This is a genomic window from Pantoea wallisii, from assembly GCF_002095485.1.
Taxonomy (GTDB): Bacteria; Pseudomonadota; Gammaproteobacteria; order Enterobacterales; family Enterobacteriaceae; genus Pantoea; species Pantoea wallisii.
On the sequence record NZ_MLFS01000007.1, the window covers coordinates 1 to 15,424 of the forward strand.

The 15,424-nt window shown below is 55.5% G+C and carries 16 protein-coding genes, 1 tRNA gene and 4 pseudogenes; 15 read left to right on the forward strand and 6 right to left on the reverse strand.

All coding sequences use genetic code 11. The features are described 5' to 3' along the window. The first annotated feature begins 74 nt into the window (after positions 1–74). The 13 genes and pseudogenes from HA48_RS03910 to HA48_RS03975 all read left to right on the forward strand — a co-directional run bounded on the left by HA48_RS03910 (position 75) and on the right by HA48_RS03975 (position 8,273). The gene (locus HA48_RS03910) at positions 75–653 is read left to right on the forward strand and encodes a recombinase family protein (protein ID WP_128599874.1); all 579 of its coding nucleotides are present in this window, start codon (positions 75–77) and stop codon (positions 651–653) included. An 80-nt stretch (positions 654–733) separates the two neighbouring features. Further along, positions 734–1,903, forward strand: coding sequence for a phage tail sheath protein (locus tag HA48_RS03915; RefSeq protein WP_128599875.1), 1,170 nt, complete (start codon positions 734–736; stop codon positions 1,901–1,903). Between the two features lie 12 nt (positions 1,904–1,915). Beyond that, on the forward strand, positions 1,916–2,425 hold the full coding sequence (locus tag HA48_RS03920) for a phage major tail tube protein (RefSeq protein ID WP_128599876.1): 510 nt from the start codon (positions 1,916–1,918) through the stop codon (positions 2,423–2,425). Positions 2,426–2,484: 59 nt separating this feature from the next. Continuing rightward, positions 2,485–2,763 (forward strand): phage tail assembly protein, encoded by a 279-nt coding sequence (locus tag HA48_RS03925; RefSeq protein WP_128599877.1) that lies wholly within the window; start codon positions 2,485–2,487, stop codon positions 2,761–2,763. A 32-nt stretch (positions 2,764–2,795) separates the two neighbouring features. Then, the gene (locus HA48_RS03930) at positions 2,796–2,921 is read left to right on the forward strand and encodes a GpE family phage tail protein (protein WP_128599956.1); all 126 of its coding nucleotides are present in this window, start codon (positions 2,796–2,798) and stop codon (positions 2,919–2,921) included. Next, positions 2,911–3,759: a phage tail tape measure protein gene (locus tag HA48_RS03935; protein ID WP_128599878.1), complete on the forward strand. Its 849-nt coding sequence runs from the start codon at positions 2,911–2,913 to the stop codon at positions 3,757–3,759. Before HA48_RS03930 ends, HA48_RS03935 begins: the two co-directional genes overlap by 11 nt. A 90-nt stretch (positions 3,760–3,849) precedes the next feature. Beyond that, positions 3,850–4,842 (forward strand): phage tail tape measure protein, encoded by a 993-nt coding sequence (locus HA48_RS03940; RefSeq protein ID WP_128599879.1) that lies wholly within the window; start codon positions 3,850–3,852, stop codon positions 4,840–4,842. 2 nt (positions 4,843–4,844) lie between these two features. Beyond that, positions 4,845–5,314 (forward strand): annotated as a pseudogene (locus HA48_RS03945) (phage tail protein). Continuing rightward, positions 5,311–6,465, forward strand: coding sequence for a phage late control D family protein (locus HA48_RS03950; protein ID WP_425270656.1), 1,155 nt, complete (start codon positions 5,311–5,313; stop codon positions 6,463–6,465). The pseudogene HA48_RS03945 and the gene HA48_RS03950 overlap by 4 nt, the downstream one beginning before the upstream one ends. An 81-nt stretch (positions 6,466–6,546) precedes the next feature. Continuing rightward, positions 6,547–6,747: an ogr/Delta-like zinc finger family protein gene (locus HA48_RS03955; RefSeq protein WP_128599880.1), complete on the forward strand. Its 201-nt coding sequence runs from the start codon at positions 6,547–6,549 to the stop codon at positions 6,745–6,747. A 467-nt stretch (positions 6,748–7,214) separates the two neighbouring features. Continuing rightward, positions 7,215–7,414, forward strand: a pseudogene (locus HA48_RS03965) (cell filamentation protein Fic); the annotation flags it as partial. A gap of 4 nt (positions 7,415–7,418) precedes the next feature. Continuing rightward, positions 7,419–7,873 (forward strand): annotated as a pseudogene (locus HA48_RS22385) (phage tail tape measure protein); the annotation flags it as partial. Between the two features lie 182 nt (positions 7,874–8,055). After that, positions 8,056–8,273: pseudogene (locus HA48_RS03975) on the forward strand (ogr/Delta-like zinc finger family protein). Positions 8,274–8,314: 41 nt separating this feature from the next. Here HA48_RS03975 and HA48_RS03980 read toward each other — a convergent pair. The 3 genes from HA48_RS03980 to HA48_RS03990 all read right to left on the reverse strand — a co-directional run bounded on the left by HA48_RS03980 (position 8,315) and on the right by HA48_RS03990 (position 9,922). Next, a complete protein-coding gene (locus HA48_RS03980; protein WP_128599881.1) occupies positions 8,315–8,680 on the reverse strand; it encodes a hypothetical protein in 366 nt (121 codons plus the stop codon). Positions 8,681–8,864: 184 nt separating this feature from the next. Continuing rightward, positions 8,865–8,940 (reverse strand) — tRNA-Ile (locus HA48_RS03985). 193 nt (positions 8,941–9,133) lie between these two features. Then, positions 9,134–9,922, reverse strand: a complete 789-nt coding sequence (locus HA48_RS03990; RefSeq protein ID WP_128599882.1) for an SDR family NAD(P)-dependent oxidoreductase — start codon at positions 9,920–9,922, stop codon at positions 9,134–9,136. A 135-nt stretch (positions 9,923–10,057) separates the two neighbouring features. Here HA48_RS03990 and HA48_RS03995 point away from each other — a divergent pair, with 135 nt between their 5' ends. Then, complete coding sequence (locus HA48_RS03995) at positions 10,058–10,645, forward strand: TetR/AcrR family transcriptional regulator (RefSeq protein WP_128599883.1); 588 nt, start codon at positions 10,058–10,060, stop codon at positions 10,643–10,645. Beyond that, positions 10,642–11,151 (forward strand): G/U mismatch-specific DNA glycosylase, encoded by a 510-nt coding sequence (gene mug, locus HA48_RS04000; protein WP_128599884.1) that lies wholly within the window; start codon positions 10,642–10,644, stop codon positions 11,149–11,151. The genes HA48_RS03995 and mug overlap by 4 nt, the downstream gene beginning before the upstream one ends. Positions 11,152–11,218: 67 nt before the next feature. On the opposite strand, the gene rpoD is transcribed toward mug, so the two are convergent. The 3 genes from rpoD to rpsU form a co-directional block, all read right to left on the reverse strand. Then, a complete protein-coding gene (rpoD, locus tag HA48_RS04005) occupies positions 11,219–13,063 on the reverse strand; it encodes an RNA polymerase sigma factor RpoD (RefSeq protein WP_128599885.1) in 1,845 nt (614 codons plus the stop codon). Between the two features lie 255 nt (positions 13,064–13,318). Then, the gene (dnaG, locus tag HA48_RS04010) at positions 13,319–15,064 is read right to left on the reverse strand and encodes a DNA primase (protein ID WP_128599886.1); all 1,746 of its coding nucleotides are present in this window, start codon (positions 15,062–15,064) and stop codon (positions 13,319–13,321) included. 118 nt (positions 15,065–15,182) lie between these two features. Further along, positions 15,183–15,398, reverse strand: coding sequence for a 30S ribosomal protein S21 (gene rpsU / locus HA48_RS04015; RefSeq protein ID WP_001144069.1), 216 nt, complete (start codon positions 15,396–15,398; stop codon positions 15,183–15,185). Positions 15,399–15,424: the final 26 nt, after the last annotated feature.

Consider the following 15,424-nt stretch of genomic DNA (forward strand, 5'->3'; position numbering starts at 1 on the left):
TTTCCGCGAAATAAACTACTACCCCGTTAAACCCCGCGGCTGGCACACTGCCTGGCATTTGCCGGGAGAAAACGATGCTGATTGGCTATATCAGGGTGTCAACAAATGACCAAAATACCGATTTGCAACGCAATGCATTAAACAGCGCAAATTGTGAGCTGATTTTTGAAGACAGAATCAGTGGTAAAACGCACGAGCGGCCGGGATTGAAAAAGGCGCTGCGTACGTTAAAGCCCGGTGACACGCTGGTGGTGTGGAAACTGGATCGGCTGGGGCGCAGCATGCGGCATCTGGTCGTGCTGACCGAAGAGCTGCGTGAGCGTGGTGTTAACTTCCGTAGCCTCACTGACAGCATCGATACCAGCACGCCGATGGGGCGCTTTTTCTTTCATGTCATGGGCGCGCTGGCGGAAATGGAGCGTGAGCTGATCGTCGAACGCACCCGCGCCGGGCTGGTGGCGGCGCGTGAAAAAGGGCGTGTTGGCGGCCGGCGGCGCATTATGACGCCTGAAGTTGTTCACCGCGCCGAAAGAATGCTGGCGAACGGTGCCACGCTGCAGCAGGTTGCGCTGGTGCTGGAAGTCTCCGTTAAAACTCTCTATCGCTACATACCCGCCGCGCAACAGCGAAATTTGCGCGCTTCTGTCTGTTGATATAACAGCGGGCGGCAATGAAATGCGGGCCCGGGCGCGGCCTGACATCCTAAGCACACCATTAACCAGGAGTGCAAAAGATGGCTGATTACCACCACGGTGTCCGCGTCGTTGAGATCAACGACGGTACGCGCACTATTTCCACTGTTTCAACCGCCGTTGTTGGCATGGTTTGTACTGCAGAAGATGCAGATGCCACTACGTTTCCCCTAAACCAGCCGGTGCTGATCACTAACGTGCAGGGCGCGATAGCGAAAGCGGGCAAAAAAGGCACGCTGGCGGCTGCGCTGCAGGCGATTGCCGATCAGTCGAAGCCTGTCACAGTTGTCGTGCGCGTGGCAGAGGGCACTGACGCCACCGAAACCACCTCCAATATCATTGGCGGGACGGATGAAAACGGCCACTACACCGGCATGAAAGCGCTGCTGGCCGCGCAAACCCAGCTGGACGTCAAACCGCGCATCCTTGGCGTGCCGGGCCTCGATTCACTGGAAGTGGCTACCGCGCTCGCCAGCATCGCCCAACAGCTGCGCGCCTTTGCCTATGTCTCGGCCTGGGGTTGCAAAACCATTGCCGAAGCGCGCTTGTATCGCCAGAACTTCAGCCAGCGCGAAGTGATGGTGATCTGGCCCGATTTCCTCGCGTGGGATACCACCACCAATCAATCGGCTACCGCCTTCGCCACCGCACGTGCGCTTGGCCTGCGCGCCAAAATTGACAACGATACCGGCTGGCACAAAACGCTGTCCAATGTTGGCGTCAATGGCGTGACCGGTATCTCTGCCTCGGTGTTCTGGGACCTGCAGCAGGTGGGTACCGATGCCGACCTGCTTAACGAAGCCGACGTCACCACGCTCATTCGTAAAGACGGTTTCCGCTTCTGGGGCAACCGCACCTGTAGCGACGATGCGCTGTTTCAGTTTGAAAACTATACCCGCACTGCGCAGGTGCTGGCCGATACCATCGCTGAATCGCACATGTGGGCCGTGGATAAGCCGCTGACGCCAATTCTGGTGCGCGAAATCATTGCCGGTATCAATGCGAAATTCCGCGAGCTGGTCAGCGCCGGTTATCTGTTGGGTGCCTCCGCCTGGTATGACGAAAGCGCGAACGATAAAGAGAGCCTGAAAGCCGGCAAGCTGTTTATCGATTACGACTACACGCCGGTGCCGCCGCTGGAAGATCTCACCTTCCGTCAGCGCATCACGGACACCTACCTGGCGACATTCGCCGCATCTGTAAACAGCTAAGGAGCAGAACACATGGCACTGCCACGTAAATTAAAGGCGATGAACCTGTTCAATGACGCCAACAGCTATCAGGGTGTGGTAACCGCCGTCACCCTGCCAAAGCTGGCGCGCAAGCTTGATCCCTACCGTGCCGGCGGCATGAACGGCGCGGCGCATATCGATAATGGCCTGGAAGATGACGCGCTCGACATTGAGTGGAGCATCGGCGGTATGGACGAACTGGTGCTGTCGCAGTGGGGCGCATCAGACGTGCCGCTGCGTTTCACCGGCTCTTATCAGCGTGATGACACCGGTGAAGAGATCGCGGTGGAGATTGAGGTGCGCGGCAAACATCAGAGCTTTGATTTTGGCGAAGCCAAACAGAGCGAGGATAGCGAAACCAAAATCACCAGTAAAAACAGCTACTACAAGCTGACGTTTAACGGCAAGGAGCTGATTGAAATCGATACCATCAACATGGTGGAGAAGGTCAACGGCGTGGATCGCCTGGCGCAGCGCCGTAAAAACATCGGACTGGTGTAACCCTGCCGCCAGCGTCCGGCGCTGCGTTTTCCCTCTTATTGCAAAGCGAGAACAACGTTATGGATCTCAACCAACCTATTGTGGTGCTGGAAACGCCAATCGTGCGCGGTGAAAGCGAAATCAAACAGGTCGAAGTGGTGCGACCAAATGCGGGTAGCCTGCGCGGTGTACGGCTGGCGGAGCTGTGCCAGTCTGATGTCGATGCGCTGCTGCTGGTACTGCCGCGCATCACCGTTCCGGCGCTGACGAAGCCTGAATGTCATGCGCTTGATCCGGTCGATCTGATTGCACTGGGCGGCAAGGTGATCGGTTTTTTGCAGCCGAAGTCGGCTGCATAAGCTGGGCGCGTGACCTGACGGTGAACGATTTGATGGCGGATATCGCCACGCTGTTTCACTGGCCGCCGTCCGTGATGTATGAGATGCCGTTAGCCGAACTGCTCGACTGGCGGCACAAAGCCTTTATTCGCAGCGGAGCCACTCCGGATGAGCAATAACACCAGTATACAGGCGCTGCTGAACGCGGTTAGCAACGCCGTGCGGCCCTTTAGCGCGCTCGAAAATGCCAGCAAAAATCTGAAGATCGAGATTCAGCAGACGCAGGAAGGCATTGCGGCATTGGATGAGCAGCTGGCACAGGTTAGCCGGTTCCGGCAGAGCAGTCGCGATCTGGCGGCTACCCGTCAGCAGTTGCAGGCAGCCAAAGCGGATACCGCCGCGCTGGCGCTGGCCTTCAAAAACAGCGCCAACCCGACACGGCAGCAGGCAGCGGCGCTGGATGAGGCGCGTAAATCGGTTTCGGCGTTGCAAATCCAGTCCGGCGCGCTGCGCTTGTCGTTGCAACAACAGCGGCAGGCGCTGCTGGCGGCTGACATTGCTCCGCGCAATCTGGCGCGGGCTCAGCAGCAGCTGAAACAGTCCGCCGCGCAGGCAAACCTAAAAATGGTGGCGCAGCAGCAAACGTTGCAGCAGACCACAGACCGGCAGGATAAACTTAACCAAACCCGCGAGCGTTATCGTAAAGGCCAGGCGCTGGCCGGGCAGATCCGCAGCGGCAGCTCTATGGTATTGGACGTGGCAAAGAGCGGGGTGCAGCGCGCGGCTTCGCTGCTGCGGCCGGGCTATGCATTTGCCGAAGCCAGCAGCCAACTGCAGAGCACGCTGGGCCTGGAGAATAACGCGCCTCAGCTCCAGGCATTGCAGGCGCAGGCACGCAGCCTGAGCCACAGCGGATCGTTCTCTGCAATCGAGGTCGTTCAGCAACAGCTCGCGCTGGCGCAGGCCGGCAGCAGTGCGGATGAGATTTTTGGCACAAACGCCGGCGGCGCTGACTAAGCCACCCGCCGGACCTGCTGCTCAGGCCGGCAGCGCATCGGTACCACGCGGGTTAACTGCCCCTGACAGCGCGGGCGCAATCTCAAGGCCCTGCAATCGGCTTACAGCAACATCAGCATCGATCTCTACGACAAACTGGATGGCAGCCTGCGCACCCTCACGCAGGACGCCACGCAGTTCCTGTTACTGGTTGACGGCTGGATTCAGAAGAATCCGGTGCTGGCCAGCGGTATGGCGCAGGTCGCGATGGCTGGTGTGATATTTATCGGTGCGCTTGGCACCGTTGGGTCGGTGGTGGCACCGCTGATTACCGGCGTCAACCTGTTGATGGCGGGGGCGGGCATGCTGGGCAGCGTTTTCAGCGTGGTGGGCGGCGCAATTGCCACCGTGCTCGGCGGATTAACGCTGCCAATTGTGGCAGTGGTTACGGCGGTGATCGCCGGTGCACTCATTATCCGCAAATTCTGGGAGCCCATCAGCGCCTTTATCGGCGGAGTGGCGCAGGGCTTCAGCGCGGCGATGGGCCCAATTGCCGACGCTTTTGCGCCATTACAGCCGGTGTTCAGCTGGCTTGGCGACCGGCTCAAAATGCTGTGGGACGGATTTGGCCGCTTACTGGAGCCTGTAAAGCTGACGCAGTCAGAGCTGGCTTCTGCCGGTGAACTGGGCCGTAAGTTCGGCACACTGCTGGCCGATGCGCTGAAAATCCCCGGTGAGGCGCTAAATCAGCTGCGCGGCGGCATTGATTGGGTGCTGCAAAAGCTGGGTGTTATTGACAGCAAATCCGACAACCTGAAAAACAAGGTGCCATCGCCCGATGCGATGGCTACTGGCGGCGCCGGTGTTGACAGCAGCGGACCGCGCTATGACGTGGCGCTGGGCGGTGCAACGTATCGTCCATTACCGGCGGCATCCGCATCCGCCGGTATTACTGATAACAGCCAGCATAGTTATCAGTATGAAATCCATCTGCCGCCGGGCGTTACAAAAGAGGACGTGCAGACAATAATTGAGCGCGATCGGGCCAGCCAGGCGCGCCAGCAGTGGGCGAATAGATACGGCATTCTGAGTACGGGGAATTAACGATGATGATGATTTACGGCATGCTGCCGTTTGTGCGTCAGACGCTGCCTTATAACCAGCTGCAGCACACCATCAACTATCGCTGGCCATCCAGCAGCCGCGTCGGGCAGCGCGCGGCTGCACAGTTTATCGGTCCGGGCGATGAAAATATCACGCTAAACGGTGAGCTGCGTCCGGAGATCACCGGCGGCGCCATCTCCCTGCTGGCGCTGCGTCTGCTGGCCGATCAGGGGCTGGCCTGGCCGTTGATTGCCGGCAACGGCACCATTTTCGGTATGTATGTGGTGGAGTCGCTGGACAACACGCAGAGTGAATTCTTTGCCAATGGCAGCGCCAGTAAAATCACTTTTACCCTGAAGCTAAAGCGGTAGATGCCTCGCTGACCGCGCTGTTTGGTGACTTGCAGGAGCAGGTTAGCGGACTGGCGGACGAGGCGAAAAATCTTGCGGCGCAGGTTAGGGGGGGGATGTGATAAATCCGCTCAGCAACGTGCTGCTGCAAACCGGTGCGCAACTGACGCCGGATTTTAGCCTCAGCGTGAATGCACAGGATATTACTACCAACGTACGTCAGCGCTTGATCTCGCTCACCCTGACTGATAACCGTGGCTTTGAGGCCGATCAGCTCAACATTGAACTGGACGATGCCGATGGTCAGCTAATGATGCCGGCGCTGGGCGAGGAGTTGCAGCTGTCGCTGGGCTGGCAGGGGTTTGCGCTAACGGACAAAGGCCGCTTCACGGTCGATTCGATACAGCACCATGGCGCGCCAGATGCTCTGACCCTTACCGCGCGCAGCGCTAACTTTCTTGGCTCACTCAATCAGCAGCGTGAAGTCTCGTACGATAACACCACGCTGGGGGAGATTGTGGCGCAGATCGCCGCGCGCAATCATCTGCAGCCGCATCTGGCTGCGGGGTTTGCCGGTATCAGCGTGCTGCACATCGACCAGACGCACGAGAGCGATGCCGGTTTCATGACGCGGCTGGCCACGTTGTATGGCGCGGTAGCCGCGGTGAAAGCCGGTAAGTTACTGTTTATTCGTCCCGGTAACGGCACCAGCGTGAGCGGCAAGCCAATTGCGCCGGTTATCCTGACGCGTAAAGAGGGTGACGCGCATTCGTTTAACCTGGCAGGGCGCGATGGCTACACCGGCGTAACGGCGCACTGGCTCTCAACCAAAGCGTCAAAACCGCAGCAGGTCAATCTGCAGCGCAAGACGAGCGAACAGGCTGCGTTCACGGTGGACCATCCTGCGGCCAAAACGCCTGGCATGCCCGCCGTGGCTAAACCGGGGCAAGAGAACTACCTGGCAGGCAGTAAAGAGAATGTGTTTACGTTGACCACGCTTTACCCTACCAAAGAGCTGGCGATGCGTGCAGCTGAAGCGAAATGGAAAAACCTGCAGCAGGGGCACGCGAGTGTTTCCCTTAAGCTGGCGAAAGGGCGAGCGGATCTGTTCCCGGAAACGCCGGTTACGCTATCCGGTTTCAAAACGGTGATCGACAGGCAGCCGTGGCTGATAACGAAAGTCACTCATCTGCTGAACGCCGGTGGTTTTATCACGCAGCTGGAGTGCGAGATCCTACTGGAAAATGCGGAGTACGAGGCAAAGGAGAAATGATGATTCACATAAAGTGAATTATTGTTGCTCTTTTTGTGAATGTGGCGCACTATGTTGACAAGCTTACGAGGAGACAAACCGATGATGCATTGCCCGCTTTGCCAGACTTCTGCCCATACCAAAAGCAGCCGTTACATCTCGAAAGAGACCAAGGAGCGCTACCACCAGTGCACCAATATCAACTGCAGCTGTACCTTTAAAACGCATGAGTCGATCACCGCGATGATTTCGAGTCCGGGGAATGTGAATAAAGGGCAGGCCACACCGCTAAGCCGCGCTTAATAGCAGCGAAATGACGTTTACCAGGTTAATGCAACGAGCGATGACAGTCGGTGCCGACGTTAAGTTAACCCTCCACGCTGCCTTAACCGCGCGTTAAGGCAGCGAATTCCGTTTTTATATTCAGCAAATTCACGCTGTAATTCACGCTGTAATTCACGCTTTAATCACTGATGCTCTGCCATCTAAATTGGGTGGAACTGCATCTGATATCGCTACAATCAAGGCGGCGGATTTTTACCCCAACCGTGCGATACGCGTTCTGACCTCGTTAAGGTGATGGCGCAGTGCCTCAAGACAAGGGGCGAAATTGGTGGAAAATCGCTCACAACAGCTGGCCACAGCAAAGAAGTTTTCACCGCGCGAGGTTTATGTCGCACTTGTAAAATCCTGATGGGAGGATCGGGTCACCAACTATCAGCGACAGCAAGAAAACAACGTTGTGAACTTGTTTAGGCGGAGGTAATGGCTTGTCAAAATATGCGCTAAATTCAGCAGAAGAGCGGTATCAGCCGGGTTCTGGTGACCAGGCACTTGCCAATAAGCTGGGGATCGCCGATGCAGAGGAGATGGGGGCGCTTGAGTCTGGCCTATTGCCGCTGCTGACAGCGTTCCACTTCTTCTTGATGGTTTCGAGAAGCAGTTTCTCGCTCGTTCTGATGAACTGAAATAAGGCATTTTTAGGCAGTGTGGTAGATACGTTTAAAGCCACCGGTCCCATCAGCGAGGCGTTTTCACTGTTCCAGCCGCTGTTTCAGTGGATTGGCGATAAGGTGCAGGAGATTTACGGCTGGTTTAAAGATTTGCTGACGCCAGTGCAGTCCACGGCGGCGAAGCTAAGTAGCGCCGCAGCGAAGGGCAAAGCATTCGGCAGGCGCTGGCAGACGGACTGAACATGGTGATGTATCCGCTGAACTCGCTTAAAGCCGGGATCGTCGAGCTACTGGATAAGTTCGGCCTCGTCAGTGAGGCTGCGGCGAAGACCCGACTGCTTGCCGCACCAGCAACGGCCATCGTGAAGTCCGGCGGCTTTCCTGCCTTTGCGGGGATGTACTACAGCGGCGGAAATATTCCGGCGAGCCAATTGGATGTCGTGGGTGAGAATGGGCCAGAAATCCTCGGCAGGCCGGTGATCGATGCACAGCCGTGGCTGATCAGTAAGGTCACGCACAATTTGAGCAGCGGCGAATATACCACACAGCTTGAATTTGAAGTGTTGCTATCGGATGTTGAGTACTAAGCAAAAGGTTAAAATTCACAATGAATGAATCTATAGTATTAAAGCTACGAGCCAACAGGGAGATTTCACCGATAATGCAATGCCCGCTATGCCAGAACACAGCACACGCCAAAAGCAGCAGATATATTTCCAAAGAAACAAAAGAACGTTATCACCAGTGTTCTAATATACATTGCAGTTGCATCTTTAAACACATCAATCAATTGCTGCGATGATTGTCTGTCCTGGCACAGTGAATATGGTTAAACCTCACAATCAACATAGTCAGCAATCGTTGGTATTACACTAAATTCGCAGGTAGCCCACCGAATATCCGGTGGGCTATTTCTTTTACCAGGTAAGCTTTTCGCCGCTGGCTTTTAAATTTTGCTGATACATCATTTCGATAGTTGTGTAGTTGCACATGTCTAAACTCCCATTGCAATAATCTTTGATTACACGATCCATTACTTTTCTATCTTTCGCTTGTGTGAGCTTTTTAAAGGCTGACAGGTTTTGCTGTTCCATCATGCGCAATGTAGTGGGCTGACACATATCTAATTGCCCATTACAATAATCAGCCTTAACCCGTGATTGAATGAAATCGATGACTTCCTGCTTTTGTGCATCGGAACCATTAAAGTCAAGTGGGTGAATGAAATCAGCCTGAGCGGCAAAAGTTGTAAGTAGGGCAGCTAACCCCAATAGTTTTTTCATGGCTTGTTCCTTGTTTAAAACTCAAATGGCTATGGCCAACTATCGGCAAGATGCGTGAAATTTTGAGGGCAGGGGGTTAAAGCGGTGGCGATCGCCATCGCCATTTTATCGCCACTCTGATTTCTCTAAACAAAAAAGCCACCCTCAAAGGTGGCTTAACTGCATGATTTTTTTTCACTAAATTTGGTGGCCCCTGCTGGGTTTGAACCAGCGACCAAGCGATTATGAGTCGCCTGCTCTAACCACTGAGCTAAGGGGCCAGCGGAGCGGGGATTATAAAGTATCTCGAATAGGTGATCCAGCATTCGCCAACCGGTTGGCGAAAATTAGCACAATCCCTGAGTCATTGATCTCTCAGCAAAAATCCTCAAGCTCTGCCTTTACAGCGGAATTAACGCACAATCCCAGCCGCTTTTTGAGACAAGGCTGGCTGCTGCCTTGTCTCAACCTGCTTTACTGCTGGCGATAACGTGAAGCCGGCTGGCTAAGCGAGATAAACGGCAGAATCGCACTGCGTGACTGCTCGAACGTCTGCCACAGGCCCATATCCTCTACCGAAGGGATCGTGATGGGCTCACCGGCATCCAGCCCGCGCAGCGCCGCCGCCACTAAATCCTCCACCTCCATCACCATGTGCGCCGGCAAGTCATCAATAGAGCGGCCGGTGCGCTGGAAGATCTCGGTACGCGTCAGGCCCGGTAGCACCGCCTGAATACGTAATCCGCTATCAGCCAGCTCACGCTGCATGTTACGCGTTAAAGAGAGCACATAAGCCTTGGTCGCGTTATAAGCGCCATTGGCGTTCTCGTTAACCAGCGCCAGTACCGAAGCGATATTCACAATGGTTCCTGCACCGCGGCTGCGAAAAGCTTGTGCCGCGGTATAAGCCAGCTGGGTAAGCGCGACCACATTTAGCGTCAGCATGGTCTGGGTTTGGGCGATATCCGCCGTCACAAACCCGCCATCCACCGTCATGCCCGCATTATTCACCAGCATGGTGATCTGAGGATTATCCTGCAACTCGCGGTCGATGCGTGCCAGCGCGTCCGGCTGGGTAAGATCGGCTGCCAGCACTTTCACCTCTACGCCGTGCGCATCCCGAATCGACTGCGCCAGCTGCTGCAGACGTGCCGCATCGCGCGCCACCAGAATCAGGTTGCTGCCCCGGGCGGCGAGCTGTGTTGCGTAAGTTGCACCAATGCCGCTGGATGCGCCGGTAATCAAAGCCAGTTGTTGTGTCATGTTTTTGCCTTTTAAATGATGGTTATCATATCTGCGTGCGGCCAATATGACGCTCATCATATATTTCGTCAAGCTGGAATATGATGGTCGTAATAATTACACTGATTGTCATTAACGATAAGCAGGATCTGAGAGATGGAAAAGCTGAACCACAAAGCGCAGACGCGTCAGCGCATTCTGAATGAAGCCGCCGTGGTAATGCGCGAGTGCGGTACGGAAGGGATCGGTGTGGCGGCCCTGATGAAGCGTGCCGGGCTCACGCATGGCGGCTTTTACGCGCATTTTGCTTCGCGTGAAGCGTTAGTAGAAGCAGTAATAGAACAGATGTTCGTGGATTCCACGCAGCGCTTCGCTGAATACACGCGCATCAGCGATCCGACACAGCGCCTGCATCAGCTGATTGATAACTATCTGTCTGAACATCACCGCGACACGCCGGGCGAAGGCTGCCCGATGCCGGCGCTGGTCAGCGAAATGGCGCATCTGCCGCTGGAGGCACGCAGGCTGTTCTCGGCGCGGCGTGCCGGACTGCGTCAGCGGTTGGTGGATACCCTGAATGAGCTCAACCATCCGCAGGCGGAAGCGGCTGCAACCAGCATGCTGGCGGAGATGGTCGGTACGGTGGCGCTGGCGCGCGCCTGTCCGGATGAGGCCGAAGCACGCGAGATGCTGGCGGTAAGCCGCCAGTCGGTAAAACAGCGTGCCGGGCTGGAGAGCGCATGAGTAATCACGACATTCGCGATATTGTCGCGCCGGCGTTGCAGGTGCTGTTCTGCGGCATCAATCCGGGAAAATCCTCAGCGCATATCGGCTATCACTTTGCACATCCCGGTAATCGCTTCTGGAAGGTTATTCATCAGGCTGGCTTTACCCGCGAGCAGTTAAAACCGGAGCAGGAGCAGCGGCTGCTGGAGACCGGCTGTGGCATTACCATGCTGGTGGAGCGTCCCACGGTGCAGGCTAACGAGCTGGCGGGCGATGAGCTGCGGGATGGCGGGGAGCGGTTACAGCAGAAGGTGCTGCGCTATCAGCCGCGTGCGCTGGCCGTGCTGGGGAAAGATGCGTTCCAGAAAGCGTTTCGTCAGCGCAAAGTGGAGTGGGGCGAGCAGCCGCTGATGCTGGGCGAGACGCAGATTTGGGTACTGCCGAACCCCAGCGGATTGAACCGGGCCTCGCTGGAGGAGATGGTAGCAGCGTATCGCCAGCTTTATGCGCGGTTGCAGAGCTAGCGTGTGGCAGGCACAAATAAAAAACCCCGGCTTGCCGGGGTTTTTCTTTGCGTATCGACAGATGTGATTAATCGTCGAGGAAGCTACGCAGCACTTCAGAGCGGCTTGGATGGCGCAGTTTACGCAGCGCTTTGGCTTCGATCTGACGGATACGCTCACGCGTAACGTCAAACTGTTTGCCCACCTCTTCCAGAGTATGGTCGGTGTTCATATCGATACCGAAACGCATACGCAGCACTTTCGCTTCACGCGCGGTCAGGCCAGCCAGCACATCGTGGGTGGCAGAACGCAGGCTCTCGGACGTTGCAGAGTCCAGCGGCAGCTCCAGCGTGGTGTCTTCGATAAAATCGCCCAGATGCGAATCTTCATCATCACCAATCGGCGTCTCCATGGAGATCGGCTCTTTAGCGATTTTCAGCACTTTGCGAATCTTGTCTTCCGGCATCAGCATACGCTCAGCCAGCTCTTCCGGCGTCGGCTCGCGGCCCATCTCCTGCAGCATCTGGCGCGAAATACGGTTGAGCTTGTTGATGGTCTCAATCATATGCACCGGAATACGGATGGTACGCGCCTGGTCGGCGATAGAGCGGGTGATAGCCTGACGAATCCACCAGGTGGCATAAGTCGAGAACTTATAACCACGGCGATATTCAAACTTATCAACCGCTTTCATCAGGCCGATGTTGCCTTCCTGAATCAGATCAAGGAACTGCAGACCGCGGTTGGTGTATTTCTTCGCGATAGAGATAACCAGACGCAGGTTCGCTTCAACCATCTCTTTCTTCGCACGACGCGCTTTCGCTTCGCCAATCGACATACGACGGTTAATGTCCTTCACCTGCTCGATAGTCAGGCCGGTCTCTTCTTCAATCTGATGCAGCTTCTGCAGCGAACGCATAACGTCATCTTCAACTTCTACCAGCTTCTCTGACCACGGCTTATTCATGGCCAGCGCGGCTTTGAACCAGCTTTCACTGGTCTCATTACCGGTGAACAGCGTGATAAAGTTCTTCTTCGGCATTTTGCACAGTTCAACGCACAGCTTCATGATCAGGCGCTCTTGCGTACGCACGCGCTCCATCATTTCACGCATGTTGTTGACCAGGTAATCGAACTGCTTCGGTACCAGGCGGAACTGTTTAAACACTTCAGAGAGGTTATTGATCTCAGCAACAGCGTCAGCATGGCTGCGACCTTTAGCCTTGATGACGGTGCGCGTGGCTTCGTATTGCGTACGCAGATCGCCAAACTTCTCGCGCGCCAGTTCCGGATCGATAGAGTTATCGTCATCGGAGCTGTCGTCATCGCTCTCTTCGTCTTCTTCTTCGTCGTCGTCGCGATCTTCTTCAGAGAGCTCAGAACCCACGTGCGTTGCGGTTGGGGCGAGATCTTCTTCCGCGTTCGGGTCAACAAAGCCAGTGATTAGATCGGACAGGCGGGATTCGCCCGCTTCTACGCGATCGTACTGATCGAGCAGATAGGTGATGGCTTCCGGGTATTCGGCAACGGAGCACTGAACCTGGTTGATACCATCTTCGATGCGCTTCGCGATGTCGATTTCGCCTTCACGCGTCAGCAGTTCAACGGTACCCATTTCACGCATGTACATGCGCACCGGATCGGTGGTACGGCCAATTTCAGATTCAACGCTGGATAAAACCTGAGCGGCGGCTTCCGCGGCATCTTCGTCAGTATCGGTGCTGTTCTCATTCAGCATCAGATCATCGGCATCCGGGGCTTCTTCCACCACCTGAATACCCATATCGTTGATCATTTGGATGATGTCTTCGATCTGATCGGAGTCGACGATATCTTCCGGCAGATGGTCATTGACCTCAGCATAGGTCAGATAGCCCTGCTCCTTACCACGGGTGACAAGCAGCTTCAGCTGTGACTGCGGGTTTTGCTCCATAAGACGGTATCCACACTTCTGTTAATTAGATTGGTGTCGGTCGGCAGCGAGCCAACTATAACAGTGAAGGCGTTGTGTTTTTGCCGCTGCCTTCAACGCGGCCAGGGCTTCGGCCCTTTATAATTCGGCACTTAAGCCGCTTAAAATTCTGTTTTATGCTTCCGGCTTCGCTTATAGCGTCTAAAAAACCGGAAACTATAACGGACCAGAGGGGGAGACGTTCATCGTACTCACCGTTCCGGCCCGAAAAAATGCTTATTTCTTCGCTAATGCCTGGCTTAATGCCCAGAATTCGCGACGTTCGGCGGCACTCAGGCCCTCGGTACGATCGCGTGCAATTAAGGCTTCGAGGCGCTGCTCCAGCGCAGAGTCGTAAATGCTGGCCAGCGAATCCTGAAAAACTGCTTCCGCCTCTTCATCCACTATCATGTGGTTCCAGGTGGCCAGTGTTTCAAGGGGCTGACTAAATTCTGTTCCGCGATATAACTCTAGTAGCTGTCCGGTGGTCAGGCCAGGATTCTCATTACAACGGCTGACTAACTCCACAAACAGGGGCAAACCCGCCAGCTTTGCCTGCTCCAGTCCGTCCAGCGCAGGAACGATGGCGGCAAATTGCGGATTCTGCACCAGCAGGGCAATCAGCACGCGCATGGTAGTGCGCTTTAACGGCGGTGCCGTGGGTGCTGCACCGCTCTCAGCCAGCTTCGGCATGAGCTTGTCTAACTGGTTATCGTCAAGAATGCCGAGTTTATTACCCAGCGTCTGACGCATATAGATACGCAGCGTTTCGCCCGGAATCTGGCTGATGAGCGGCAGAGCCAGCGTTGCCAGCTTGGTGCGGCCATCGCGCGTGCTCAGATCCACCTGCGGCATCAGGCTGTCGAACAGAAACGTGGAGAGCGGCATCGCCTGCTCCATCCGCGCTTCGAAAGCCTCTTTGCCCTCTTTACGCACCAGCGTGTCGGGATCTTCACCATCGGGCAAAAACATAAAGCGTAGCTGACGACCGTCATTCATGTAAGGCAGTGCGGTCTCAAGCGCGCGCCATGCCGCTTCACGTCCGGCCCGATCGCCGTCGTAACAGCAGATCACCGTATCGGTAGAGCGAAACAGCAGCTGAATATGTTCAGCGGTGGTAGAGGTGCCCAGCGAGGCGACGGCATAATCAATGCCAAACTGCGCCAGCGCCACCACATCCATATAGCCTTCAACAACCAGCAGACGCGCCGGTTGAGGATGACTCTTCTGTGCTTCATACAGGCCATACAGCTGGCGGCCTTTATGGAAAATCGGCGTTTCCGGTGAGTTCAGATATTTGGGCGTATCGTTGCCCAGCACGCGCCCACCAAAACCAATCACGCGTCCGCGCTTATCGCGAATCGGAAACATCACACGATCGCGGAAGCGATCGTAGGTGCGGCCCGAATCGTTACTCACCAGCATGCCCGCTTCCATTAAGGATTCGCGGTCCTCTTTCTGCTGGCCAAAGCGCTTCAGCACGTTATCCCAGCCGGCAGGCGCATAGCCGATAGCAAAGTGATCGATCACTTGCTGGCTGAGCCCGCGCGTCGCGAGATACTGCTGTGCAGATTTCGCCTGTGGACTGCGCAGGCTTTGCTGATAGAAGCCGTCGAGACCTTCCAGCAGTTGATACAGGCTTTGACGCTGATGGCGCTCCATCGGACTGGGACCATTGCCCGCTTCATACGGCACTTCTAAGCCGTGTTGCGTAGCAAGCTCCTCTACGGTCTCGACAAAATCCAGACGATCGTGATTCATCAGGAAGTCGATAGCGTTACCTTTGGCACCACAGCCGAAGCAGTAATAGAACTGCTTCTCACCGCTTACGGTGAAAGAGGGGGTTTTTTCGTTATGGAAAGGACAGCACGCGTGATAGTTCTTACCCTGCTTTTTCAGCTTAACGCGGGCATCGATAAGGTCCACGATATCCGTGCGGGCAAGTAAATCATTGATAAAAACGCGTGGGATTCGTCCAGCCATAGGCCCCGGATTTTCAGCTCATAAACGGCAACAAGCCGCGCTTCCTTTCGGAAAGCACGGCCTTTTACTTTACTCTGTCTGCGTGTAACACGCGGCGGAAGCGAACTTCCGAAAGAAATTAGTACAGACGAGTGCGGCGTGCGTTTTCGCGAGCCAGTTTCTTGGCGTGACGCTTAACAGCAGACGCTTTAGCGCGCTTACGTTCGGTCGTTGGTTTTTCATAGAACTCACGACGACGAACTTCAGCCAGAACGCCTGCTTTCTCGCAGGAACGCTTGAAGCGACGCAGTGCTACGTCGAACGGCTCGTTTTCACGTACTTTAATTACCGGCATGTAACTCTCACCTCAATAAAATTCGG